Raw genomic sequence first — 24,026 nt, 5'->3', positions numbered from 1 at the left:
CCGCGACCGCCCGAGACCAGGTGGCGGCCCGTCCCGCGTGCTCCCCAGTCCCCATCCTCCCGATCCCCAGGCCCTGTCATGTCCAGCCTCAAGACCCGCACCGCCCTGTTGGGCGAATGCATGCTCGAACTGTCCCGAACCGCCGAGGGCACCCTGTCCCTGGGTCATGGCGGCGATACGCTGAACACGGCCGTCTACATGGCCCGCCTGGGGGCGCCGGTGGACTACGTCACCGCGCTCGGCGACGACCCGCACAGCGACGCCATGGTGGCGGCCTGGACGGCGGAGCGGGTGGACTGCGCCCATGTGGCGCGGGTCCCCGGCCGCGTGCCCGGCCTCTATATGATCGAGACGGATGCCGCCGGGGAACGGCGGTTCCTTTACTGGCGGGACGCGGCGCCGGCGCGCGAGCTGTTCACCCTGCCCTCGGCCCCGGCGATGATGGAGGCCCTGGAAGGCTACGGCACGGTCTACCTGTCGGGGATCAGCCTGGCCATCTGGGGAACGGACGGCCGCGCCGTGCTGATGCCGTTCCTGGATCGGCTGCGCGCGCGGGGCGGACAGGTGGCCTTCGACACCAACTGGCGGCCGCGCCTGTGGCCCGATCTGGAGACCGCGCGGGCGGCCTATGACGCGATCCTCGACCGCGCCGATGTCCTGCTGCCGGGGGTCGAGGATGTGTGCGCCCTGTACGGCGACGCGGACGAGGCGGCGGTGATGGAGCGGATGGCCCGCGCCGGGGCGCGGGAGATCGTCTTGAAGCGGCAAGAGCCCGGCTGTCTGGTCCTCACCGGCGGGACATGGGTTCCCGTGTCGGCCGTCTCCGGGGTCCGTGTGGTCGACACCACCGCCGCCGGTGACAGCTTCGCCGCCGGCTATCTGGCGGCGCGGGCGTCCCTGGATCCGGCGGCGGCGGCGGCGGTCGCCGCTCGACTGGCGGCCACCGTGATCCAGCACCGGGGCGCGATCATCGATCGCGCGGCGATGCCGGCGGACCTCATGCCGCCGCCGACCTGACCATGTGGGCGATGACCATGTCGGCCGTGGCCTCCGAACAGGCCATGGGCAGGTCGTAGACCACCGCGAGCCGGGTCAGCGCCTTGACGTCCACGTCGTGGGGCAGAGGCGACAGCGGGTCGGTGAAGAAGATCAGGCCGTCGAGGGCCTTTTCTGCGATCATCGCGCCGATCTGCTGATCGCCGCCCAGCGGGCCGCTTCGCAGGCGGCGCACCGACAGGTCCGGCATGGCCGCCGCCAGCCGCCCGCCCGTGGTTCCCGTGGCGACAATCTCGCAGCGGCCGAGCTGGTCGTGGTGCCGCAGGCCCCAGCTGATCATGGCGTCCTTGCGGGCATCATGGGCCACCAGGGCCAGCCTGGGCTTGTCGCCGGCCTCGGACCCGCCGAGGGCCGTCCCGGCGGCGGGCGCATCGGCCCGGCCGGCGGCCAGCGCGGCCTTCACCTGAACGCGCGTGGGGATGGTGGCCACCGCGCCATAGCCTTCCGTGGACAGGGCCGCCGCGACGACGGCGTAGCGCGCCGCCGCGACGGGGTCGTCCGTGGCCATCCAGCGCGCCAGGAACGCCCCGGCGAAACAGTCGCCGAACCCCACGCGGTCCACGCTGTGGGCGGGATGCGGGGCGATCTCGGTCACCACGCCGTCGCGGGAGATCATCGCCCCGTCGGTATCGAGGGTCATGACGGTCATGCGCGCGCCCTGGTCCTGGTGGAAGGCCAGGACATCGCGCGCATCGGTCAGGCCCGAGAGCTTGCGGGCATCGTCCAGGGCCGTCAGCACCACGTCGGCCCCGCGCATGCTGGCCAGGATGAGGTCCCGGGACTGCTCCAGGGAGCGAAGCGCGGGCCGGAGCTTGGGCGCGTAGGACACGCGCGCGCCCGCCGCGCGGGCCTCATCCATCGCCGCCGCGCAGGCCGCCGCCGTGTGCTCCCCGATCACCTGGGATATGGCCGACACATGGAGCGTCCGGGTCAGGCGGAGGGCGGCGCTGGGAAGAGTGTCCGGCGACAGCAGCGAGGCCGCCGTGCCGGTGCGCCGGTAGGTGTGGCGGTACTCCCGGTCGCGACGGCGGATGAAGTAGAGGCCCGTCGGGGCGGTCGGATCGCGCTCCACGGCGTCGATGGCGACCTTTTCCTCGGTCCAGCGCTGGACCAGCCGGTCCCCGAACCGGTCGGTGCCCAGGCGGGTGGCCAGTCCGGCGCGGGCGCCCTGCCGACTCGCGGCGATCGCCACGTTGGAGACGTCACCGCCGATGCTCTCGAACCATCGCCCCCCACCCTGGTCATTGAATTCCACCAAGGCTTCTCCGAGGCAGAGAAGGTCCAGCCTGTCCATGACGATCATCTCCTGTACGCGGCTCCGGTCGCCGAGTCTGGCGCGGCGATCATCCGCGCCCGGATCCCGGGGATCAATCGGCCTTTTGGTCCAACAATAGGATCAATGTAGAGCGAACAGGTTCCGCAATCAAGACCAACGCGGCCGTGTCGCCTCACCCTCGGCACCTGCGGCGCCTTCCGTTGATATGGTTGAGAAAGAACCCATAATATATTGTTTTATAGTATTTTTTTAAGATCATGCATGTGCATCTGAAGGGCCGGCCGGCCCTCCGGTCAGTGGATCGACGCCGGTGTCTTGCCCGCTTTTTTGTTGTAACGGTATCAAGAAAGTGATACCGTTTCGTCATCATTGTCCAATAATAGGACAGAAGGTCGGATCATGCCCAACGCCGCGCGGTCCACGGTCAAGACCATCTTCGAGGAGCTTCGCCTCGAACTGATCGAGCGGTATCGCCCCGGCGACCTGCTGCCGAACGAGCGCCTGCTGGCGGAACGGTTCAGCGTCAGCCGCAACACGATCCGGGAAGTCGTCATTTTCCTAGAGGCTTACGGCCTGATCGAGAAGACCCAGCGCGGACCCCGCGTGCGGGCGCCCGATGCCGAGTCGATGTTCCGGATCGTCAGCCAGGTCTTCGACCGCGACCCCGCCGTCTATCGCGACGTGCTGCACTTCCGCCGGCTGATCGAAATCGGCCTGCTTCCGGAAGTGTTGGACCACATCACCGACGATGAGATCGCGGCGCTGGAGCGCCACGCCGCCGACCTGGACAGCCGCCCGACCACCCGGGAACGGGCCGAGGCCGACTTCCGCTTTCACGCGGCCATTGTCGAGGCCTCCCGTAACGTCATGATCACCAAGCTTTACAAGGCCATGGCCCAGCCTCTGATCTTTTATCTGGAGGTGGGCAAGAGCAACCGCGGCATCGGCCCGGCGACCATCAACCATCACCGGCGGATCGTCGCGGCGCTGCGCCAGCGGTCCTACCGAAAACTCCTGGAGGCCTGCGAGGCCCACTTCTCGTTCAGCGCCCAGGTGTTGGACCAGGAAACCGGCGAGCGCGCCGCGCCCCTCGACGAAAAGGAATCCCGTCCATGAAAGCCCTGATGATCGAAGGCGAGGGCGTGTGCGCGTTTCATGACGTGCCGGCCCCCCGGCCGGGACCGGGGGAGGTCCTGTTCGCCATCCGCCATGTGGCCCTGTGCGGAAGCGATCTGAACACCTTCAAGGGACTCAATCCGCTGGTGTCCCTGCCCCGCATTCCCGGCCACGAGATCGGCGGCGAGATCGCCGCCGTCGGCGCGGGCGTCCCCGACGTCTTCGCCGTCGGACGGCGGGGCCTGGTGGTGCCCTACACCAGTTGCGGAACCTGCCCGTCCTGCCGTCGCGGTCGCGTCAATGCCTGCCGGGGCAACCGCACCCTGGGCGTTCAGCAGGATGGCGGCCTGACCGAGCACATCGTCGTGCCCCACGAGAAGGTGATTCTCAACGACACGCTGGCACCGCGCCATCTGGCGCTGGTGGAACCGCTGTCGGTGGGGTTCCACGCCGTGGCCCGGGGCCGGGTCAGCGCGGACGACACGGTCGTCGTCCTCGGCTGCGGCATGATCGGCATGGGGGCCGTCGCCGGCGCCGTCCATCAGGGTGCGCGCGTGATCGCCGTCGATGTGGGCGCCGCCAAACTGGACATCGCCGCCCGCTACGGCGCGGCGGAGGGGATCGACGGATCGGCCGAGGACGTCGCGGCCCGCGTGGAGGCCCTGACCGGCGGCGACGGCGCCGATGTGGTGATCGAGGCGGTGGGCCTGCCCGCCACCTTCACCCAGGCCGTCGATCTGGTCGCCTTCTCCGGACGGGTTGTCTACATCGGCTATGCCAAAGAGCCCGTGACCTACAAGACCCAGTTCTTCAACATGAAGGAACTGGACATCCTGGGATCCCGGAACGCGACCATCGACGACTTCCGTGCCGTCGTCGACTACCTCGACCGTCGCGAGACCCCGCCCGACGACCTGATCACCAAGGTCTTCCCGTTCGCCGAGGCCGACCAAGCGCTGCCGTACTGGGTCGCCGAGCGGGAGTCCACCCTCAAGGTGATGATCGAACGCTAGCCCTCGTCCCGCCCCTCGCGCCCCGCCCGGCACGCGGTGGCGCCCGGCCCCTATTGATCCGGGCGCGGGAGGCGGCGGGGTGCGTTCGCGGATGACAACCAGTGGAGGAAGTCGATGAAACGCGTTGTGTGCGCGGCCGCGGCCGCTCTCACCCTGGCCATGAGCGCGGCGATGCCCAGCTCGGCGGCCACGGAAATCATGGTGGCCTATGAGAACAACCCCGGCGAGCCCGTGGACCGGGTGATGACGCGCTGGGCCGAACTGGTGGAGGAGCGCAGCGGCGGAGACGTGGTGCTCACGCTCTACCCAAGTTCGCAACTCGGCGCCAAGCGGGACGTCATGGAGCAGGCGATGATGGGCGTGAACGTCATCACGCTCACCGATGTCGGCTTCCTTCAGGACTTCGATGCCGACCTGGGTATCCTGTTCGGCCCCTATCTGACCGACAGCCCCGAGAAGCTCTTCGAAATCTACGAGAGCGACTGGTTCAAGCAGAAGAAGGCCGAGCTGGAAAGCAAGGGCGTTCACATCGTCATTTCCAACTACCTGTATGGCGTCCGCCAGCTGCTGGCGACCAAGCCGGTCGAGACCCCGGCCGACATGGCCGGCCTGAAGGTCCGCACGCCCAACAACATCATGCAGATCCGGGCCATCGAGGCGATGGGCGGCACCGCCACGCCGATGCCGCTGGGTGACGTCTATCCGGCCCTGACCACCGGCCTGATCGAGGGCGTGGAGAACCCGATCCCCGTGCTCTATGGCGCCAAGCTGCACGAGCAGGCCAAGTACCTGAGCATGATCAGCTACTTGACGAACACATCGCTGTGGGTCGGCGGCCAGGCGTTCTTCGACACGCTGCCGGACGACGTGGTGACCATGCTTGAGGAAACCGGGTACGAGGCCGGAGTCTACAGCCAGCAGATCGCCGCCGAGCAGGATGCCGAGCTGATCGAGAAGATGAAGGCCGCCGGCGTCACGGTCATCGAGCCGGACGTGGAGGCGTTCCGCGAGGCCACCAAGTCCGTCTACGAGCAGTTCCCCAAGTGGTCTCCGGGTCTCTACGAGACCATCCAGGACCAGTTGAAGTAAGGGCCGCGGATGCGGACGGACGGGCGGCTCCTGACCGGGCCGCCCTCTCCGAAACAACCCGAAGACCGGGCGGCCCCCCAATGGGCCGCCCGCCGCCGGAGTCCCGCGACATGGGCGTTCTGAGCCGCATATCCTCCGTTTTCGCCGGCGTGGCGCTTGCCGTCCTGGTGTCGATGACCATCGCCTCGGTGATCGCGCGGTACGTGTTCGCCGCCCCCTTTCACTGGGCCGAGGAGATCTCCGGCCTGCTGATGATCTGGATCATCATGATCGGCGCCGTGTCCGCGGAACGGGACAACCAGCACCTGTCGATCCCCGTCTTCACGGACCTGCTGCCCGCGCGCCCGCGCGCCGCGCTGGCCCTGGTGACCGGTGGTCTGTCCATGGTGGTTCTCGCCTATTGCGGATACCTGGCGTACGGCCTGGCGATGGGCTCTCAGTACAAACTGACCGGCGTTCTTCAGATTTCCTGGTTCTGGATCGACCTGGCCGTGCCCTTCGGCGCCGCCGGCATTGTTGCATTCATGCTGGCGAAATGGATCCGCGACGTACGGATCGTGATTCGGGGGGATCGGTAAATGTCCTGGTCAGTCATCATCATTTTTATGTTGGGTCTGTTCGCGCTGAACATGCGCCTGTATGTCGCTATTATCTGCACGGTCCTGGCCTACTTCGTATTCTTTAGTCCCTTACCGCATGCCATCGCCGTCCAACGGCTGATCGGCGCCTCACAGAACATGTCGCTTCTGGCGATCCCCTTCTTCATCCTGCTGGGCACCCTGATGGACTACACCGGGGTCGCGGCGCGGCTGATGAAGGTCGCGGACCTTCTGGTGGGCAAGTTGACGGGCGGCATGGCGTTGACCAACGTTCTGCTCAGCACCTTGCTGGGCGGTGTCAGCGCCTCGAACCTGGCGGACAGCGCCATGCTGACCCGCATGATGGTCCCGGAGATGGAGCGCAAGGGCTACAACCGCGCCTTCGCCGCCGCCGTGACCGCCTCCGGGGCGCTGATCACGCCGATCATCCCGCCCGGGATCGCCCTGATCATCTATGGCCTGGTGGCCGACGTCTCCATCGGGTCGATGTTCGTGGCCGGGATCATTCCCGGACTGCTGATGGCCGGCATGCTGATGACCACCATCTACGTGGTCGCCAGGCGGCGCGGCTACAGGCCGTCGCGCGATCACTGGCCGACCCGGATCGAGACCCGCAAGACCCTGATCGGCGCATGGCCGGTGGTGGTGCTGATCGTGTCCATCGTCGGCGGCATCCGCTTCAATATCTTCACCCCCACGGAAGCCGGCGCCGTCGCCGTCGCCATCGTGCTGATCATCGGCTTCATCATCTACCGGCAGATGCGCGTCGAGCACGTGGCCGTGGCGCTGTCGGAGACCTTCAAGTCCACGGCCGCCGTCATGCTGGTGGTGATGGCCAGTTCCGCCCTGGCCTGGATTCTGTCCCTGGAGCAGGCGGCCCAGCAGCTTGTGGTGCATATCACCGCGCTGACGGAGAACAAGTACATTTTCTTGTTGATTCTCAACGTTTTGTTGCTCGGTCTGGGTATGTTGGTCGAGGGCAATGCGATCCTCATCGTCATGGTCCCCTTGATCATGCCCACGGTGGCGCACTTCGGGATCGATCCCGTGCATTTCGGGATCATCGTCATCGTCAACCTGGCGGTCGGCTGTCTGACGCCCCCGGTGGGAACCGTGATGCTGCTGGTGAGCAACCTGTCCAAGGTGAGCATCGCCGAGTTCCTGCGGGAGGGCGCGCCCTTCTACGCGGTTCTCGTGACGGCCTTGTTGATGATCACGTTCATCCCCGAGCTGTCGTTGCTCTTCGTGAACTGACGGGGCGATCGGGAACCGGCGTAACGGGAAGGCAAGTCATGGCGAACGTCCTCAAGATCCATCCTGCCGACACGGTCGTCGTCGCCTTGGCGCCGGTGCCGGCGGGGACATCGCTGGCGGACTTCGGCCTGACGGTGACGGCCGATGTTCCACCGGGTCACAAGATCGCGCTGCGGCCCCATGCCGTCGGCGATCGCGTGCTCAAGTACGGGGGCGTCATCGGCCAGGCCACCGCCGCCATTGGTCCCGGCGATCATGTCCACGCCCACAATCTGAAGACCACCCTGGGCATCGACACCGCCTACCGCTACGCCGGCCCGCCTCCCGAGGCACCGTCCGTCCCCGCCGAAGACCGCACCATCCCGGCCTTCGTCCGCGCAAACGGCGAGATCGGCATTCGCAACGACCTGTGGATCATCCCCCTGGTGGGGTGCGTCAATGGCCTGGCGCGCACGGCCGCGCGCCGGATCGAGGCGTCGGGGCTTCTGCCGGACGGAACCCGTGCGATGGTTCTGGAGCATCCCTACGGCTGTTCCCAGTTGGGTGACGACCTGGACAACACCCGCAACATCCTGCGGGCGCTCGCGGTGCATCCCAACGCGGGCGGCGTGCTGGTGATCGGGCTCGGCTGCGAGAACAACACCCCGGCCCTGTTCCAGGCCGGTTTCGCGCATCCCGATCCCCGGCGCCTGCGCTACCTGATCGCCCAGGACGAGACCGACGAGATGGCGGCGGCCCTGGAGCACCTGGGCGCCCTGGCCGCCGTCCTCCACGCCGACACCCGCGCCCCGGTGGGCGTGGATCGGCTGCGGGTCGGCCTGAAATGCGGCGGGTCGGACGGGTTCTCGGGGATCACCGCCAACCCCCTGCTGGGCGCGTTTTCCGACTGGCTCTGCGTCCGGGGCGGGTCGACGGTCCTGACCGAGGTTCCGGAGATGTTCGGGGCCGAGCACCTGCTGATGGAGCGCGCCGAGAACACCGATGTCTTCGACGCCGTCGTCCACCTGATCCAGGATTTCAAGGCATACTTCACCGTCCACGATCAACCGATCTACGAGAATCCGTCGCCGGGAAACAAGGCCGGGGGCATCAGCACCCTGGAGGAGAAGTCCCTGGGTTGCACGCAGAAGGCGGGCCGCGCGCCGGTGCGCGACGTGATCCGCTATGCCCAGCGGATCCGCAGGCCGGGCCTCACGCTGCTGGAGGCCCCGGGCAACGACGGCGTGGCCGTCACGGCGCTGGCCGCCGCAGGCTGCCACCTGGAGCTGTTCACCACGGGGCGCGGCACACCGCTCGGCGGCATCGTGCCGACCCTGAAGATCGCCACCAATACGGCGCTTTATCAGAAAAAGCCCCACTGGATGGACTTCAACGCCGGTCCGATCGCCGAGGACGGCGTGGCCGTGGCGGACCTGCTCCCGGACTTCATCGACACCGTTCTGTCCGTCGCCGCCGGAGCGCAAACGCGCAACGAACGCAATGGCGTCCACGACGTCGTCCTCTTCAAGACCGGCGTGACGCTGTAGGGCCCGGATTCAGCAAGGATCATCCGACATGACCACCGCCATCGCGCGCCTCGGCGCGGACCATCCCGCCGCCCGAGGCCTGCGGCGCCCCACCCCCCGCATCCTTCAGTTCGGCGAAGGGAACTTCCTGCGCGCGTTCTTCGACTGGAAGGTGGACCGCCTGAACGAGCGCGCGGACGGCGACTGGGGCGTGGTGATCGTGCGCCCCATCGCCGGCGGCAATCCGGCCAGTCTGAACGAGCAGGACGGCCTGTACACGGTCATCTCGCGCGGTGTAGACGAGACTGGCGAGGCCGTGTCCGACTCGCGGCTGGTCGCCTGCGTGCGCCAGGAAGTCCGGTCCCACGGGGAGTGGGACAGGGTCCTTGACCTGGCCCGTAATCCCGACATCACCGTGGTGGTCTCCAACACCACGGACGCCGGCATCGCCTATGCTCCCGCAGTGGCCTACCACGACAGCCCGCCGGCGTCCTTTCCCGCCAAGCTGACCCGCGTCCTGCACGAGCGCTGGCGGCACGCCGGCGGCGCGCCCGATGCGGGGCTGCAGATGATCGCCTGCGAACTGATCGACCGGAACGGCGAGGAGCTGCGGCGGATCGTGCTCCGGCATGCCGACGAGTGGGGGCTGGGGCCGGCGTTCATCACTTGGGTGAAGGACCACAACGCGTTCTACAACACCCTGGTGGACCGGATCGTTCCCGGGTTTCCGGCGGCGGACGCCGACGCCCTGCGCGCGGAACTGGGCTACGACGACCGCTTCATGACCACCGGTGAGGCGTTCCACCTGTTCGTCATCGAACGCAAGCCGGGCATGCCAGCGCTCAGGCTCCCCCTGGCCGAGCATGAGTCCGAGACCATCGTCACCGAGGACGTGACTCCGTACAAGGCCCGCAAGGTCGCGATTCTCAATGGCGCCCACACGGCGCTGTGTCCGCTGGCCATGCTGGCGGGTGTCGAGACCGTGGGCGAGGCCGTGCGGACCCCGGCTGGCGCCCGGTTCCTGGATCGCCTTTTGTCCCAGGAGATCATTCCTTTCCTGGATCTTCCCAAGGCGGACCTTGAGGATTTCGCCGCCGCCGTTCTACGGCGCTTCCGCAACCCCTACATCCGTCACCTGTGGCACGACATCAGCCTCAACGGGCTGGTCAAGGTCCAGACGCGAGCCCTGGACAGGCTGTTGGCCTATACCGCGCGCTTCGGCAGGCCGGCCCCGCTGCTGACCCTGTCCCTGGCCGCGTGGCTGCTGTTCTACCTTGGCCGGTTCCCGAACGCGGCCACGCTGCCGGCCCGGGATTCGGAGGCGATCCTTGCCCGGGTCCGGGCGATCGGTGCCCTCGACGATGGCACGCCGGAGGGGCGCCAGGCGATGGTCGGCGCCTTCCTGGCGGAGCCGGCGTTCTGGGGCCGGTCCATGGACGAGCCCGCCTTGCGGACCGCCGTTCTTGACAGCATGGACGACCTGAGCGCGGCGCCCTTCAGCGTCGATCGCCTGTCCATGATCCTGGACCGGTAGACGAACGGCGCCACAGGGAAACGCGAAACGCCGGGGCCGCACCCCGCCATGGTGGGAGCCGTGCCGGCGGACGGTCTCTTGCCCAGACCGGGCGGGTTGGTCAGGATGGAACCCGATCCTGCCGGCCCCAGGTCCGGGCGTCCGCCGGACCTCAGTCGTGGAGAGCCCCATGTCCGTCCCGTGTCTGTGCCCGACTCCGCCCGGCGGTTCCTGTCCATGCGTCCGGACGGCCCCGGGCCGGGGCGCTGGTCGCGCCGCCGCGCCGCGCCGGACCGTGCGCGGCCTGATCCTGCTCGGCCTGGCCGTGCTGCTGGGCGTGATCGCCGGGGCCCCGGCCCAGGCCCAGTCCGTGGTTCCGTCGGGGGTGCCGTCCTCCTCCGAGGCGGTGCGCCTGCGCGCCGCCCTCGATGCCGTCGAGCGCCGCGACTACAACACCGCCATGGCCACCGCCGGTGGCCTGCGCGATCCCCTCGCGCGCACCGTGGTTCAGTGGGCGCGCTTCAAGGCTGGCCTGGGAACCTTCACGGGCATCAGCCGGTTCATGAAGTCCCATTCGGACTGGCCCCACCAGCGCAGCCTGCGGCGCGCCGCCGAGCGCGCCTTGACCGGCCGCGAGGATCCACGCCGTCTGTTGGACTGGTTCGAGAGCCACCCGCCGCTGACCACGGACGGCATGGTTGCCCGGGCGCGAGCCCTGCTGACGGTCGGACGCCAGGACGAGGCGCGCCGCGCCGCCCGCACCGCCTGGGTTGACGGTCGCTTCTCTGAGTCCAAGCAAAAGTCTTTTTTCAATCAGTTCCGGAGTTTTCTTCGTGTCGAGGATCATGAACGGCGACTGTCGTCGCTGATCTGGGACGAACGCCTGACCGAGGCGCAGCGGATGTATCCCCTGGTGTCCGCCGGCCATCGCGCCCTGGCGGAGGCCCGGATCCTGCTGATCCGCAACAATCCGGGCGTGGACGGCGCCATCGAGCGCGTGCCTGGCGCGTTGCGCGACGACCCTGGCCTGGTGTTCGACCGCCTGGTGTGGCGCCGCAAGCGGGACCTGCTCGACCGCGCGACGGAACTGCTGTTCCATCCCGCCGCCAATCAGGGAGACCCCGACGCCTGGGCGCGGCAACGGGCCATCCTGGCCCGTGAGGCCCTGGACCGCCGCCAGTCGGGTCTGGCCTACCGGATCGCGGCCGGGCACGGCCACACCGGCGGCATCGCCTTCGCCACCGGCGAGTGGACGGCCGGGTGGGTGGCCCTGCGGTTCCTGAACCAGCCGGCCAAGGCTCTGCCTCACTTCGAGGCCATGCACGCGGGCGTGTCCTACCCGCAGAGCCTGTCCCGGGCCGCCTACTGGGCCGGACGCGCCGCCCAGGCCCTGGGACGGCGCGATCAGGCGACCACCTGGTACCGGCGCGCCGCCCAGCATGCCGAGACCTTCTACGGCCAGTTGGCCATCGAGGCGATGGGCGAGTCCCTGGCCCGCCACATGGACGCCAGGCCCCCGGTCACCGACGCCGACCGGCGCCGCTTCGCCGCCGACCAGCGGGTCCGGGTGATCGCCCTCATGGACGGGGCCGGCCGGGCCGACATGGCCCTCCCGTTCGTCGCGGCCCTTAATGACAGCCGCGCCACCCCCGGCTTCCGCGTCCTGGTCGCCGACTTCCTCGCCGGCACCAGCCGGCCCGATCTGGCGGTGGTCTTTGCCCGGCGCGCCGCGCTGTCGGGAACCATGCTGCCGCGCGCCGGCTACCCGGCGCCGGATGCGCTGGTGCGGGCGCTCAGCCAGGCGCCGCGCGTCGGGCCGCGGCCGGAGGTCGCCGTGTTGCTGGCCCTGATCCGCCAGGAGAGCAACTTCAACGCCCAGGCCGTCAGTCGCGTCGGCGCCCGCGGCCTGATGCAGCTCATGCCGCGCACCGCCCAGGGCGTGGCCGCCAAGCTCGGCGAGCCCTACTCCCTGGCCGCGCTGACCGAGGTCCCCACCATGAACGTCCGCTTCGGCACCGCCTATTTCGCCGGGCTGCTGGACGACTTCAACGGATCCTATGTGCTGTCCATCGCCGGCTACAACGCGGGACCACACCGGTCGCGCCAGTGGCGGTCGCGCCATGGCGATCCCCGGCGCATGAGCACCGAGGACGTCATCGACTGGATCGAGCGGATTCCCTTCCCCGAGACCCGCAATTATGTTCAACGGGTGCTGGAAGGCACGCAGGTCTACCGGCACCGCCTGGGACAGGGCGCCACCGGGTCCCTGAGCGCCGACCTGCGACGCTGACCACTGGCTGACCACTGACCCGGCGCTTGCTCTCACCCGCTCCTGGAGACCGCCGCATGGCCTCATCCTCCCGCGCCCCGCGTCCTGTCGTCGCCTGCTTGTTCGACGCCTATGGTACGCTTTTCGATGTGACGTCGGCCGCGCGGCACATGGCCGACGAGATCGGTCCCCATTGGGACCAGTTGGCCGAGGTCTGGCGCCTGCGGCAGGTGGAATACACCTGGCTGCGCACCCTGATGGACCAGTACGTGGGCTTTCGCACCGTGACCGCCGAGGCGCTGGACTTCGCCTTCGCGAGCCTCGGTCAGGTGCCGCGCCCCGGTCTGGCGGAGCGGATGATGGACCTGTACATGACCCTGGATCCGTTTCCGGAGGTGGTGGAGACGCTCGCCACCCTGCGGGATCGGGGAATCGCCACGGCGATTCTGTCCAACGGCAGCCCCGACATGCTGGAGGCGGCCGTCGACAGCGCCGGGCTGACGGACCTCTTGGATGACGCGTTGTCGGTGGAGACCGTGCGGCGGTTCAAGCCGACGGCCGAAGCCTACGCCTTGGGCTGCCGCCGTTTCGCCGCCGAGCCGAGACATCTGGCCTTCGTGTCGTCGAACGGCTGGGACGTGGCGGGCGCCGCCAGCTTCGGCTTCCACACCCTGTGGGTGAACCGGCACAACCGTCCCATGGAGCGCCTGCCCGGGCGGCCGGTGGTGGACCTGGACACCCTGGCCGCTCTGCCCGACTGCCTGTGCCCCATGGACGGCGATACGGGCCAGTGATACCAGCGGCGGATGAGTGTGACTCATCCGCCGAGCGGCACCGGTCATTCTCAATGACCGTTGGTATGAAAGGTTGGATTTGCTGACCGAAAAATAAACATGAATGATATCAAGTGGTTAGCCGATTTGAGTCGTTGAAATCCGACACACTGCTAGAGCAACCAGTCAAAAGACTGCCGCAGCCAAGCCTGACCGTTTGACCGCTGCCAGCGACCGTGCGCCATCACCACGCGTTCCGGCGCCCAAGCCAGTATACGCTGGACAGCGGCCCGGGCTCGCCCCGCTTTCAACGTGGTGAGGCGAAGCTCCAGCGGTGCCCGGCCATGGGCCTCGGTGATGCCCCAGACCCGTGCAATGGGTCGCTGCCACGCGGACCATTGCGCCGCCAGGAAGGTCTCTTCGAACGCTTGGCAGTAGTCACCCACAATGGCCGTCCGGGACGGTCGGTGAAAGAAGACGATCTCGTCCAGAAACACCGAAGCGCGCAGCCATGCCTGATCGATCATCCCACCCCAGGCGGTCGGCGGCGTGTCCTCCAGAAGGGCCGTGAAGGTCAGGTCGCGGCGCTTGCGGGCCAGGGACGCCAGTCCATACACGCTGGCCTGTGGCCACGCGGCGATCCAGTCGGCCAGCCACAGGTGATGCAGGGCATTTGGGCTGACCAGCGATGACACCGGCCCCAGCGCGTGGATGGCCTCCCGCAGATCGTCCGTCAGGGCCACGGGTGACCAGACCCAGAGTCCGCCGTCGGGCAGGCGTGCGATCACCGAGCGAGTCGGATAGGGGAAGCCGTAGAAGGACACCACCGGCCCTTCGACAATCCACAGGTCCTTGTCCACAGGATCAAGGGGCATTGGTTCTTACTCCTGAAGAGAGAAGAAGCGGGACATGAGCTTCTGCCCCGTTTGTCACGACTGCGCCGTGGTCGCCGCCTCGTCTGTACACCGCTCCATTGGCGGCCGTTCAATGGCCCGCAGGATCTCCGGCAGGCCGACCGAGCCGATCGGCTGTCGGCCATCCCCGTTGACCACCGGGCGTCGGCCCGAGGGGTCGTCATGGAAGAAGGTCAAGGCTTCCTCCAGGGTGCTCGACAGGGGCAGCCCCGGTCCGCGCGCGCTATTGACCACGCCGTCCATGACGGCCTTCACCCGCAGCACCCGGGCGCGGTTAATGTCACGCACGAAGTCCGACACGTAACGATCTGCGGGCGTTAGAACAATCTCGGGCGTGGTGCCCTCCTGGATCATCCGGCCGTCGCGCAGGATGGTGATGCGGTCGCCCAGGCGCAGCGCTTCATCCAGGTCATGGGTGATGAACAGGATGGTCTTTTTCAGGTCCGCCTGAAGGCGCAGCAGCACGTCCTGCATGTCCGTGCGGATGAGTGGATCGAGGGCCGAAAACGCCTCGTCCATCAACAGGATGTCGGCGTCCGTGGCGAGCGCCCGGGCCAGGCCCACCCGCTGCTGCATGCCCCCGGACAATTGTGCGGGGAAGCGGCTCTCGAAGCCCGCCAGGCCAACGCGCGCCACCCAGGCGCCGGCGCGCGCCTCGGCCTCGGCGCGCGGCAGTCCCTGGACGCGCAGGCCGTAGGCGACGTTGCCCAGCACCGTCCGATGGGGATGGAGGGCGAACCGCTGGAACACCATACTGGCGCGCAGACGGCGGAACGCGCGCAGGTCGCGCGCCGACAGGGCGGTGATGTCGGTGCCGTCCACCAGAACGTGGCCGGCCGTGGGTTCGATCAGGCGGTTGATATGGCGGATCAGAGTGGACTTGCCGCACCCCGACAGACCCATGACCACGTGCACATGGCCGGCCCGGACATCCATGGTGACCGGCCCCAGGCCCAGCACGTGGCCATGCCGGGCCATCAGGTCCGCCTTGGTCATCCCCTCACGGACCAGCGGGATCATGCCCGCCGGGTCGGGACCGAACACCTTGGTCAGGCCCCGCACCGCGATCTTGACGTCAGGTGCTGCGGTCTGGTCCTCACGGTTGGTCATGGCGGAACCTTTGCAGGCGGCGGCCATAGGCCTGGGTCACGCGGTCGAACAGGATGGCCAGCAGCACCACCGCCAGGCCGTTCAGCAGGCCCATGGCGAAGTACTGGTTGGTCACCGCCCGCAGCACCGGCTGGCCCAGGCCCTTGACGCCGATCATGGAGGCCACCACGACCATGGCCAGGGCCATCATGATGGTCTGGTTGACGCCGGCCATGATGTTGGGCATGGCCAGCGGAATCTGCACCCCCCACAGGCGCTGCCAGGGGCTGGCGCCGAAGGCGTCGGTGGCCTCCAGCACCTCCTTGTCCACCAGGCGGATCCCCAGGTCGGTCAGGCGGATCACCGGCGGAATGGCGTAGACCACCACCGCCAGCAGCCCCGGCACCTTGCCCAGGCCCAGCAGCATGACCACCGGGATCAGGTAGACGAAGCTGGGCATGGTCTGCATCACGTCCAGCACCGGCACCACGGCGGCCTTCAGCCGGTCGGAGCGGGACAGCAGGATCCCCATGGGGATGCCCACGACCACGGCGATCAGCGTGCACACCGAGATCATGGCCATGGTGCGCATGGTGTCTTCCCACATGCCCAGGGTGCCGATCGCCAGGAACGAGGCCACCACCAGCGCCACCAGCCGCCAGCCCCGGCTGGCGCCCCAGGCCAGCGCGGCGACGACCGCGATCACCAGCCACCAGGGCGCGCCTAGCAACAGCTGTTCGAACCACACCATGATGTGCAGCAGGGGGGTAAAGGCATCCTCGATCGCCGCGCCGTAGGATCGGGTGAAGGCCCGGTAGGCGTCGTCGATCACCCGGTTGACCGCGCGCAACGCGTCCGGGTTCATGGCCGGAAACTCGACCATCCAGGGGGTATCCACCATGGGCGGGGTGCTCCCGATCACTGTAACCCTGTCGGGTGGCGCGCTCACCGGTCAGCACGCCGCTCCCCGGCGTCCGGCCGCGGACCGCACGGTGTGCGACGGCGAGACGCCTCGGGTGCCCTTCACCCGGGCGCATCGCCGCGCAGGGATACCATCCGCCGAACGGCGCCGCCTTACAAGGCCGCCCTGACCTTGTCGGCCGCCTCGGGGGTCACCCAGTCGGTCCACAGATCCTCGCGGGTCTTCAGGAAGTGCAGGGCCGCGCCCTCGGCGGTGGCCTGCGTGTCCTCCTGCCAAGCCAGCACCGCGTTGATCACCGCACTGGGAATGGACACGCTGGACACAAAGGTGAAGGCCGCCGGCGCCGCCGTGGCGAAGCGGGTGGTGGCCACCGTCAGCACATCCGAGGCCGGGTACATGTTGGGCTGGGGATCGTCGCAGTCGGCGCTGGTGACGCAGTCCCAGGTGTTCGGGTCGTGCGTCATGCCGCCCACCATGACCATGTCGTACTTGCCCAGCACGGGAGTGGGCGAGAAGTAGTAGGCGAAGATCGGCTCCTCGCGTTCGTTGGCCTTGGCGATGGCACCCGCCAGGCCGGGTCCGGAGCCCGGATCGAACAGGGTGAACCCGGCCTCGTCCAGGCCATGGGCCTTGAACAGGTTCTCGTTGACGATCTGGCACTGCCAGCCCGAGGGACAGGTATAGAACCGGCCCTTGCCCGGCTCCTCGGGATCGGGGAACAGGTCGGCGTTGGCCTTGATGCCCTCGATGGTCGCCAGTTCGGGATGCTCCTCCACCATGTAGGCGGGCACGAACCAGCCTTCCTGGCCGCCATCCGACAGGGTCTTGGTGGCGATCACCAGGCGCCCGTCGGCCTCGGCCTGGGCCAGGATCTCCTTGGCCGCGTTGGGCCAGATCTCGGGCGCCAGGTCGGGTTCGCCCTTCTCGGTCATGGAGGTGATGGTGGGCACCGTGTCGCCGGGCACCAGGTCGACGTCGCAGCCGTACCCCTCGCGCAGGACGACGGCCTCCATATGCGCCAGCATGGCGGCCGAGGTCCATGACATCTCGGCGATGGTTACGCGGCCGCAGGTCTCGGCCGCCAGGGCCGCCGAGGACATGGATACGGCGGTCAGCGCCGCAGCCACCGTAGGTACGGTGCCGGCGATCAGCGTTTTCATGATGGACGTCCCTGTTCCGGTGAGTCGTGTCGGGAGGAGCAGCCCAGGGATCCGCGCGGGAATCCTCGACAAGACGCCGCCGCCGTGGCTGACAGCCACGCCGTGCCGGGCACGGTCTCCAGGGCGGATGGCACCCCCCCGGTGGTCCGTCAGGGTAGCGGCCCAGGTCGGCTGGTGCCAGGGCTTTCCGCGCCTGACGCACCGGCGCCTCCCCTTCCCCCCCCCTCGCCGTCAGTCGGCCGGCAGGTCGAAGTCCAGGATGGTCATGTGGAAGGCGTAGGAGACCTCACCGTCCTCCTCGTCACGGTACAGGACGCCGATGAACTCACCATTGCACCACACCTCGATCGGATCGTTGGGCTTTCGAGGTACCTTCACGGTGATGCTGTCATTGCCGAAGGTCCGGCGCAGGTAGGTTTCGACCTTGGTGAATTCTGCCCGGGTCACGCCGTGCTCCCGTTTCTGGTGGTGTGGAAGGGGAAACCCGGCCCGCCCCGCAGGGCAGACCGGACGGCGTTTGCAACACGGATGCGCTGTCGGGTCAATGCCCAAGCCGGAGCCGTGCGCCAGCCGAAATGACAGGGGAACGCGCGGACGCGCCCCCCGTCTCCAGGGCTCCTGTCTTCGGCCACGCCGTGTCCGGTCCCCTCGTATCGGGTGCGCCGCTAGCCGGCCTTGGCGGGGGCGCGGCTGCCCTGGATGGCGCCCCGCCCGCTCAGCAGACCGCGCGCGACCACCTGTGCCTGGATCTCGGCCGCGCCCTCGAAGATGTTGAGAATGCGGGCATCGCACAGGATGCGGCTGATGGGGTACTCCAGGGCGTACCCGTTGCCGCCGTGGATCTGCAAGGCGTTGTCGGCGTTCGACCAGGCCACCCGCGCGGCCAGCAGCTTGGCCATGCCGGCCTCGATATCGCAGCGCATGTCGCTGTCCTTCTCGCGGGCCGACATGTAGGTGATCTGGCGGGCGACCATCGTCTCCACGGCCATCCAGGCGAGCTTGCCGTGCACGCGCGGGAAGGCGTAGAGGGGCTTGCCGAACTGGACGCGCTCCTGAGCGTACTTCAGCCCCTCTTCCAGGGCGCATTGGGCGACGCCCACGGCGCGGGCGGCGGTCTGGATGCGCGCCGATTCGAAGGTTTCCATGAGCTGCTTGAAGCCCTGGCCCTCGACGCCGCCCAGCAACGCGTCCTTGGGCATGCGGAAGCCGTCGAACGACAGTTCGTATTCCTTCATGCCGCGATAGCCCAGCACCTCGATCTCGCCGCCGTCCATGCCCTCGGCGGGGAACGGGGCGTCATCGGTGCCGCGCGGCTTGGGCGCGAGGAACATGGACAGGCCCTTGTACCCGGGCTGGTCCGGGTTGGTGCGCGCCATCAGCGTCATCAAATCGGTGCGCGCCGCGTGGGTGATCCAGGTCTTGTTGCCGGTGACCACCCAGTCGTCGCCCTCCGGCACCGCGCGGGTGCGCACCGAGCCCAGGTCCGAGCCGGTGTTGGGTTCGGTGAACACGGCGGTGGGCAGGATCTCGCCCGACGAGATCTTCGGCAGATAGTGCTGTTTCTGTGCCTCGGTGCCGCCGAGGCGAATCAATTCCGCGGCGATCTCCGAGCGCGTGCCGAGCGACCCGACGCCGATGTAGCCGCGCGACAGCTCCTCGGTCACCACACACATGGCCGTCTTGCCCATGCCGTGGCCACCGTATTCCTCGGGCACCGTCAGGCCGAACACGCCCATTTCGGCCATCTGGTCGATGACCTCCATGGGGATCAGGTCATCCTTCTCGTGCCAGCCGTGGGCATGCGGTTGCACCTGCTCATCGACGAAGCGGCGGAACTGGTCGCGCACGAGATCGAGCGTCTCGTCCTCCAGGCCCATGGCGCCGAAGTTGCCGTCGGCGATCAGTTCGGCGATTCGCGCTTTACAGGGGGCGGTGAAGCCGTGCTCGCGCAGCAGGGTCGTGTAGGGGGTCTGGAGCGCCTGGCGTTCGCGCACCTCGATCCCGAAGTCGGCCAGGCGCACGAACTCGCCCTGGCTCATCGGCATGCCGCCGAAGATCTGATGCAGATACTCGGAGTACGCCGCCTGCAGCATGAGCTGTTCCAACTCGCCCAGCGTGCCCTGGGCCTCCAGCCGGCGCGCCCAGGCCAGCATCTCGCCCATGGCGGTGACATAGGTGGCGAACCAGGCGAAGCCGTGGGTCGCGTGCTGTTCACGCTCCATCACCGCCGCGTCGAGCTTGCCGTTCTCGTCGCTGACCTGCTTCGCCAGGTGATCGCGGATGGCGCCCAGCACCTGTTTGGAGGTCTCGTAGGATCGCTCACACGTATGAAGAAGATCCTGAATAATCAAGGTCGCGGCCATGATAGTCCCCTGAAACGTCGATCCCGGGCCGTGTCGGCCCGGGCCACAAGGCGAAGTCCTGGAATGGGCGCGGATCGGCCGCTCACGCCGAGGCGCGTGGCCGGTCCGCAAGATCCCGGGTCCTCAGCCGTCCAGGCACTCCTCGACGGTGCGCCGGCCGGGCTTCACCGCCTGGACCATCACCGCCATGTTGCCCGGCTTGTGCTCGTTGTTCATCATCTTGGTGTGCGCCTGTGGGATCTGATCCCACGAGAACACCTCCGACATGCAGGGATCCAGGCGGCGCTCGATCACCAGCTGGTTGGCTTCGGAGGCCTGGAGCAGGTTGGCGAAGTGGCTGCCCTGGATCCGCTTCTGGCGCATCCACACGAATCGCGCGTCGAAGGTGATGTTGAAGCCGGTGGTGCCGGCGCAGAACACGACCATGCCGCCGCGCTTGACCACCAGGCAGGACACCGGGAACGTGGCCTCGCCCGGGTGTTCGAACACGAAGTCCACGTCGTTGCCCTTGCCGGTGAACTCCCAGATGGCGCGTCCGAACTTGTAGGACTCCTTCATGTACGCCTTGAACTCCGGCCCGTTCACGTCCGGAAGTCGGCCCCAGCAGTTGAAGTCCTTGCGGTTGAGGACGCCCTTGGCCCCCAGGGACATGACGAAGTCGCGCTTGCTTTCGTCGGAGATCACGCCGATGGCGTTGGCGCCGGACACCGCGCAGAGCTGCACGGCCATGGCGCCCAGGCCGCCGGACGCGCCCCAGATCAGCACGTTGTGGCCGGGCCGCAGCACATGCGGCCGATGGCCGAACAGCATGCGGTAGGCGGTGGCGAGGGTCAGCGTGTAGCAGGCGCTTTCTTCCCAGGTCAGATGCTTGGGCCGCGCCATGAGCTGCTGGGCCTGGACATTGGTGAACTGTGCGAAGGAGCCGTCCGGCGTCTCGTAGCCCCAGATGCGCTGGGTCGAGGAGAACATCGGATCGCCGCCGTTGCACTCCTCGTCGTCGCCGTCATCCTGGTTGCAGTGAATGACGACCTCGTCGCCCACCTTCCAGCGCTTCACCTGCGAGCCCACGGCCCAGACGATGCCCGATGCATCCGATCCGGCGATGTGGAAGTCCTGGCTGTGGACGTCGAACACCGACACCGGCTCGCCCAGCGAGGCCCAGATGCCGTTGTAATTGACGCCGGCGGCCATGACCATCACCAGAACCTCGTGGGATTCCAGCTTCGGGATGTCCACGACCTCGACCTGCATGGCGCTTTCCGGCGGCCCGTGGCGCTCGCGGCGGATGGACCAAGCGTACATCTGCTTGGGCACATGCCCCAGCGGCGGAATTTCCCCAAGCTCGTACAGGTCCTTCTTCTCCTGACCCGGACGCAGTTCGACGACTTCGGCGGCGGCGTTGCTCATCCTCTGGATACTCCCTGTTCCATGGCCCTTGCCCTGGTGGCCGCGCCCGGTGGTGGGGCGATCCAGGGGGGCGGTCCCTGATGGAGGGACCGGCGCTCGTTGTGCGCCTGCGATAGCGTCAGGCTATACCCACTTCGCGCTTCCATCGCAATGCACAAAGTGATAGTTAATTTCGCCTGATACCAATGGCAAGAAACATTAATTCTCTTGCTGTCTCACCAAAGATGGGAATTTGGGCGGGTCATACGCCCATGAAGGGAGGATCCGATGAGTGCCACACCCAAGCCCGGCGCCGCGAATGCCGCGCCGCAGCGAGACAAGCCCTGGCTGTTCCGCACCTATTCGGGTCACTCCTCCGCCAAGGCCTCCAACGCGCTGTACCGCACCAACCTGAAGCGCGGTCAGACCGGCCTGTCGGTGGCCTTCGACCTTCCGACACAGACGGGATATGACTCCGATCATGTGTTGTCCCGGGGCGAGGTCGGCAAGGTGGGCGTGCCCATCTGCCACCTGGGGGACATGATGACGCTGTTCGATCAGATCCCGCTGGAGAAGATGAACACGTCGATGACCATCAACGCGCCGGCGCCCTGGCTGCTGTCGCTGTACATCGCCACGGCCGAGCGTCAGGGGGCGTCGCGCGCCACGCTGCAGGGCACCGTGCAGAACGACCTGATCAAGGAGTACCTGTCGCGCGGCACCTATATCTTCCCGCCCGACCCCTCGATGCGCCTGATCAACGACGTGGTGGCCTTCACCTACCGCGAGGTTCCCAAGTGGAACCCCATCAACATCTGCTCCTACCACCTGCAGGAGGCGGGGGCGACTCCGGAACAGGAACTGGCCTTCGCCCTGGCCACGGCGCAGGCGGTGCTGGATACGGTGCGCGACTCCGGTCAGGTTCCGCCCGAGGACTTCCCGGTCGTGGTGGGCCGCATCAGCTTCTTCCTGAACGCCGGCATCCGGTTCCTCACGGAGCTGTGCAAGGTGCGCGCGTTCTCCGAACTGTGGGACGAGATCTGCCGCGCCCGCTATGGCGTGGAGAACGAGAAATATCGCCGGTTCCGCTATGGCGTGCAGGTCAACAGCCTGGGCCTGACCGAGCAGCAGCCGGAGAACAACGTCTACCGCATCCTGCTGGAAATGCTGGCGGTGGTGCTGTCCAAGAACGCCCGCGCCCGCGCCGTCCAGTTGCCGGCCTGGAACGAGGCGCTGGGCCTGCCTCGCCCCTGGGACCAGCAGTGGTCCCTGCGTCTCCAGCAGATCGTGGCCTACGAGACCGACCTCCTGGAGTTCGGCGACATCTTCGATGGCTCGGTGGAGGTCACCAAGCGCGTCGAGGCCCTCAAGACGGAGGCCCGCGAGGAACTGACCCGCATCGAGACCATGGGCGGCGCGGTGGCGGCGGTGGAATCCAGCTACATGAAGCAGAAGCTGGTGGAATCCAACACCCAGCGCCTGGCGGCCATCGAGGCCGGGGACATGACCGTTGTCGGCGTCAACAAGTTCACCGAAGCCGCGCCAAGCCCGCTGTCCAGCGGCGACGGCGCCATCATGACCGTCGATCCCGCCGCCGAACAGGCGCAGCTCGAGTCGCTGAACGCCTGGCGCGCCGGCCGGGATAGCGCCAAGGCGGCGGCCGCGCTGGCCGATCTGGCGGCCGCCGCGCGCGACGGCCGCAACGTCATGGAGCCGTCCATCGCCTGCGCCCACGCGGGTGTCACGACCGGCGAATGGGGCCAGACGCTGCGCGATATCTTCGGCGAGTACAGGGCGCCGACCGGGGTGGCCCGGTCCGTCGGCACGGCCAACGCCGGCGAGAAGATGGCCGCCGTGCGGGACCGCGTGACGTCGGTCTCGGACCGCCTGGGCCGGCGCATCAAGATCCTGGTGGGCAAGCCGGGCCTGGACGGGCATTCCAACGGGGCCGAGCAGATCGCCGTACGCGCCCGAGACGCTGGCATGGAGGTGGTCTACGAGGGAATCCGCCTGACCCCGGCGCAGATCGTCAACGCCGCCCTGGAAGAAGGCGTCCACGTGGTCGGCCTGTCGATCCTGTCGGGTTCCCACATCTCGCTGGTGACCGACGTCATGGACCGCATGCGGGCCGCCGGACTGAGCGACGTGCCCGTGGTGGTCGGCGGCATCATCCCGATCGAGGATGAACGGACCCTGCTCGCCTCCGGCGTGGTGCGGGTCTACACGCCCAAGGACTACGATCTGACGGTGATCATGGACGACATCGTCTCGATCATCGATCCGGATCAACAGCGCGCGGCGTGATGTCCGGGCCGAACCGCCGCCCCCGTCACCGGCCCACGGGGACGACGGGGTGCTTCGGGTCCTGACCGGCCCGCGCGGAGCCGCCGGGGCGGTGCAATCACCAAGGGCGAGCGGGCCTTCCCCCCCCCGCCGTGACGCTCCGCGCGGCGATCCGGCAGGGGAGAGCGGGTCGTGTCGCGCCATTCTCTGGAACCGCTCCCTGCCGGGGTTCCCCGTCCCGGGCGTCCGCCGTCCCGGGCCGGACCACCGCGCCCGAGGGGGATCGGTCATGACCCGCATGCTTGCCATGGACAAGGGGGATGGGTCATCATTCGGGCGATGGTCGCCCAAGGACGTGATGGACAGAATGCGGACAGGCCATCACGACACCGTGTTTCCCACATTGACGCGCGGGAAAGCGTCGTTTTAGACTTTCGGCCACTTTG

Annotated in this window: 19 protein-coding genes; 11 read left to right on the top strand and 8 right to left on the bottom strand. The window is 67.9% G+C overall.

The window, feature by feature from the left end; translation table 11 throughout:
• Positions 1–78: 78 nt before the first annotated feature.
• Positions 79–1,017 (top strand): sugar kinase, encoded by a 939-nt coding sequence (locus GGD89_RS07005; RefSeq protein ID WP_184043509.1) that lies wholly within the window; start codon positions 79–81, stop codon positions 1,015–1,017.
• On the opposite strand, the gene GGD89_RS20035 is transcribed toward GGD89_RS07005, so the two are convergent.
• Positions 998–2,350, bottom strand: a complete 1,353-nt coding sequence (locus tag GGD89_RS20035) for a methylglyoxal synthase (RefSeq protein ID WP_184043507.1) — start codon at positions 2,348–2,350, stop codon at positions 998–1,000. The two genes, GGD89_RS07005 and GGD89_RS20035, sit on opposite strands and share 20 nt — an antisense overlap.
• Before the next feature lie 381 nt (positions 2,351–2,731).
• Between GGD89_RS20035 and GGD89_RS06995 the strand changes: the two genes are divergently transcribed.
• From GGD89_RS06995 to GGD89_RS06955, 9 genes are all read left to right on the top strand, one after another.
• Positions 2,732–3,448 (top strand): FadR/GntR family transcriptional regulator, encoded by a 717-nt coding sequence (locus tag GGD89_RS06995; protein ID WP_184043505.1) that lies wholly within the window; start codon positions 2,732–2,734, stop codon positions 3,446–3,448.
• On the top strand, positions 3,445–4,461 hold the full coding sequence (locus GGD89_RS06990) for a zinc-binding alcohol dehydrogenase family protein (RefSeq protein WP_184043503.1): 1,017 nt from the start codon (positions 3,445–3,447) through the stop codon (positions 4,459–4,461). Before GGD89_RS06995 ends, GGD89_RS06990 begins: the two co-directional genes overlap by 4 nt.
• Positions 4,462–4,575: 114 nt before the next feature.
• A complete protein-coding gene (locus GGD89_RS06985) occupies positions 4,576–5,550 on the top strand; it encodes a C4-dicarboxylate TRAP transporter substrate-binding protein (protein WP_184043500.1) in 975 nt (324 codons plus the stop codon).
• A gap of 110 nt (positions 5,551–5,660) precedes the next feature.
• On the top strand, positions 5,661–6,128 hold the full coding sequence (locus GGD89_RS06980; protein ID WP_184043498.1) for a TRAP transporter small permease: 468 nt from the start codon (positions 5,661–5,663) through the stop codon (positions 6,126–6,128).
• Positions 6,129–7,403, top strand: coding sequence for a TRAP transporter large permease (locus tag GGD89_RS06975; protein WP_184043496.1), 1,275 nt, complete (start codon positions 6,129–6,131; stop codon positions 7,401–7,403). It begins immediately after the preceding gene.
• A 38-nt stretch (positions 7,404–7,441) separates the two neighbouring features.
• A complete protein-coding gene (locus GGD89_RS06970; protein WP_184043494.1) occupies positions 7,442–8,929 on the top strand; it encodes a UxaA family hydrolase in 1,488 nt (495 codons plus the stop codon).
• 28 nt (positions 8,930–8,957) lie between these two features.
• On the top strand, positions 8,958–10,442 hold the full coding sequence (locus GGD89_RS06965) for a tagaturonate reductase (RefSeq protein ID WP_184043492.1): 1,485 nt from the start codon (positions 8,958–8,960) through the stop codon (positions 10,440–10,442).
• A gap of 169 nt (positions 10,443–10,611) precedes the next feature.
• Positions 10,612–12,711 carry a lytic transglycosylase domain-containing protein gene (locus GGD89_RS06960; protein WP_184043490.1) on the top strand — a complete coding sequence of 700 codons (2,100 nt, stop codon included), beginning with the start codon at positions 10,612–10,614 and terminating at the stop codon, positions 12,709–12,711.
• 56 nt (positions 12,712–12,767) lie between these two features.
• A complete protein-coding gene (locus GGD89_RS06955; RefSeq protein ID WP_184043488.1) occupies positions 12,768–13,484 on the top strand; it encodes a haloacid dehalogenase type II in 717 nt (238 codons plus the stop codon).
• Positions 13,485–13,636: 152 nt separating this feature from the next.
• Here GGD89_RS06955 and GGD89_RS06950 read toward each other — a convergent pair whose 3' ends face one another.
• The 7 genes from GGD89_RS06950 to ccrA all read right to left on the bottom strand — a co-directional run bounded on the left by GGD89_RS06950 (position 13,637) and on the right by ccrA (position 21,318).
• Positions 13,637–14,338, bottom strand: a complete 702-nt coding sequence (locus GGD89_RS06950) for a DUF4336 domain-containing protein (protein WP_184043486.1) — start codon at positions 14,336–14,338, stop codon at positions 13,637–13,639.
• Positions 14,339–14,392: 54 nt separating this feature from the next.
• On the bottom strand, positions 14,393–15,487 hold the full coding sequence (locus GGD89_RS06945) for a quaternary amine ABC transporter ATP-binding protein (RefSeq protein WP_184043484.1): 1,095 nt from the start codon (positions 15,485–15,487) through the stop codon (positions 14,393–14,395).
• Positions 15,474–16,367 carry an ABC transporter permease gene (locus tag GGD89_RS06940; protein WP_184043482.1) on the bottom strand — a complete coding sequence of 298 codons (894 nt, stop codon included), beginning with the start codon at positions 16,365–16,367 and terminating at the stop codon, positions 15,474–15,476. Before GGD89_RS06940 ends, GGD89_RS06945 begins: the two co-directional genes overlap by 14 nt.
• A gap of 173 nt (positions 16,368–16,540) precedes the next feature.
• Positions 16,541–17,548 carry a glycine betaine ABC transporter substrate-binding protein gene (locus tag GGD89_RS06935; protein ID WP_184043480.1) on the bottom strand — a complete coding sequence of 336 codons (1,008 nt, stop codon included), beginning with the start codon at positions 17,546–17,548 and terminating at the stop codon, positions 16,541–16,543.
• 231 nt (positions 17,549–17,779) lie between these two features.
• Positions 17,780–17,995, bottom strand: coding sequence for a DUF3126 family protein (locus GGD89_RS20030; RefSeq protein WP_184043478.1), 216 nt, complete (start codon positions 17,993–17,995; stop codon positions 17,780–17,782).
• 218 nt (positions 17,996–18,213) lie between these two features.
• Positions 18,214–19,911 carry an acyl-CoA dehydrogenase family protein gene (locus GGD89_RS06925; protein WP_184043477.1) on the bottom strand — a complete coding sequence of 566 codons (1,698 nt, stop codon included), beginning with the start codon at positions 19,909–19,911 and terminating at the stop codon, positions 18,214–18,216.
• Positions 19,912–20,034: 123 nt separating this feature from the next.
• Complete coding sequence (gene ccrA, locus GGD89_RS06920; protein ID WP_184043475.1) at positions 20,035–21,318, bottom strand: crotonyl-CoA carboxylase/reductase; 1,284 nt, start codon at positions 21,316–21,318, stop codon at positions 20,035–20,037.
• A 267-nt stretch (positions 21,319–21,585) separates the two neighbouring features.
• Here ccrA and GGD89_RS06915 point away from each other — a divergent pair, with 267 nt between their 5' ends.
• On the top strand, positions 21,586–23,601 hold the full coding sequence (locus tag GGD89_RS06915) for a protein meaA (protein WP_184043473.1): 2,016 nt from the start codon (positions 21,586–21,588) through the stop codon (positions 23,599–23,601).
• Positions 23,602–24,026: the final 425 nt, after the last annotated feature.

Origin of the sequence: Roseospira visakhapatnamensis, from assembly GCF_014197915.1 — a bacterium.
Lineage (GTDB): Bacteria > Pseudomonadota > Alphaproteobacteria > Rhodospirillales > Rhodospirillaceae > Rhodospira > Rhodospira visakhapatnamensis.
This window is presented reverse-complemented; position numbering and strand designations above follow the sequence as displayed.

Excerpts from the sequence above, each read along its gene's own strand:
- GGD89_RS07005 (WP_184043509.1), top strand. The coding sequence starts at position 79 with ATGTCCAGCCTCAAGACCCGCACCGCCCTGTTGGGCGAATGCATGCTC.
- GGD89_RS20035 (WP_184043507.1), bottom strand. The coding sequence starts at position 2,350 with ATGGACAGGCTGGACCTTCTCTGCCTCGGAGAAGCCTTGGTGGAATTC.
- GGD89_RS06995 (WP_184043505.1), top strand. The coding sequence starts at position 2,732 with ATGCCCAACGCCGCGCGGTCCACGGTCAAGACCATCTTCGAGGAGCTT.
- GGD89_RS06990 (WP_184043503.1), top strand. The coding sequence starts at position 3,445 with ATGAAAGCCCTGATGATCGAAGGCGAGGGCGTGTGCGCGTTTCATGAC.
- GGD89_RS06985 (WP_184043500.1), top strand. The coding sequence starts at position 4,576 with ATGAAACGCGTTGTGTGCGCGGCCGCGGCCGCTCTCACCCTGGCCATG.
- GGD89_RS06980 (WP_184043498.1), top strand. The coding sequence starts at position 5,661 with ATGGGCGTTCTGAGCCGCATATCCTCCGTTTTCGCCGGCGTGGCGCTT.
- GGD89_RS06975 (WP_184043496.1), top strand. The coding sequence starts at position 6,129 with ATGTCCTGGTCAGTCATCATCATTTTTATGTTGGGTCTGTTCGCGCTG.
- GGD89_RS06970 (WP_184043494.1), top strand. The coding sequence starts at position 7,442 with ATGGCGAACGTCCTCAAGATCCATCCTGCCGACACGGTCGTCGTCGCC.
- GGD89_RS06965 (WP_184043492.1), top strand. The coding sequence starts at position 8,958 with ATGACCACCGCCATCGCGCGCCTCGGCGCGGACCATCCCGCCGCCCGA.
- GGD89_RS06960 (WP_184043490.1), top strand. The coding sequence starts at position 10,612 with ATGTCCGTCCCGTGTCTGTGCCCGACTCCGCCCGGCGGTTCCTGTCCA.
- GGD89_RS06955 (WP_184043488.1), top strand. The coding sequence starts at position 12,768 with ATGGCCTCATCCTCCCGCGCCCCGCGTCCTGTCGTCGCCTGCTTGTTC.
- GGD89_RS06950 (WP_184043486.1), bottom strand. The coding sequence starts at position 14,338 with ATGCCCCTTGATCCTGTGGACAAGGACCTGTGGATTGTCGAAGGGCCG.
- GGD89_RS06945 (WP_184043484.1), bottom strand. The coding sequence starts at position 15,487 with ATGACCAACCGTGAGGACCAGACCGCAGCACCTGACGTCAAGATCGCG.
- GGD89_RS06940 (WP_184043482.1), bottom strand. The coding sequence starts at position 16,367 with ATGGTGGATACCCCCTGGATGGTCGAGTTTCCGGCCATGAACCCGGAC.
- GGD89_RS06935 (WP_184043480.1), bottom strand. The coding sequence starts at position 17,548 with ATGAAAACGCTGATCGCCGGCACCGTACCTACGGTGGCTGCGGCGCTG.
- GGD89_RS06925 (WP_184043477.1), bottom strand. The coding sequence starts at position 19,911 with ATGGCCGCGACCTTGATTATTCAGGATCTTCTTCATACGTGTGAGCGA.
- ccrA (WP_184043475.1), bottom strand. The coding sequence starts at position 21,318 with ATGAGCAACGCCGCCGCCGAAGTCGTCGAACTGCGTCCGGGTCAGGAG.
- GGD89_RS06915 (WP_184043473.1), top strand. The coding sequence starts at position 21,586 with ATGAGTGCCACACCCAAGCCCGGCGCCGCGAATGCCGCGCCGCAGCGA.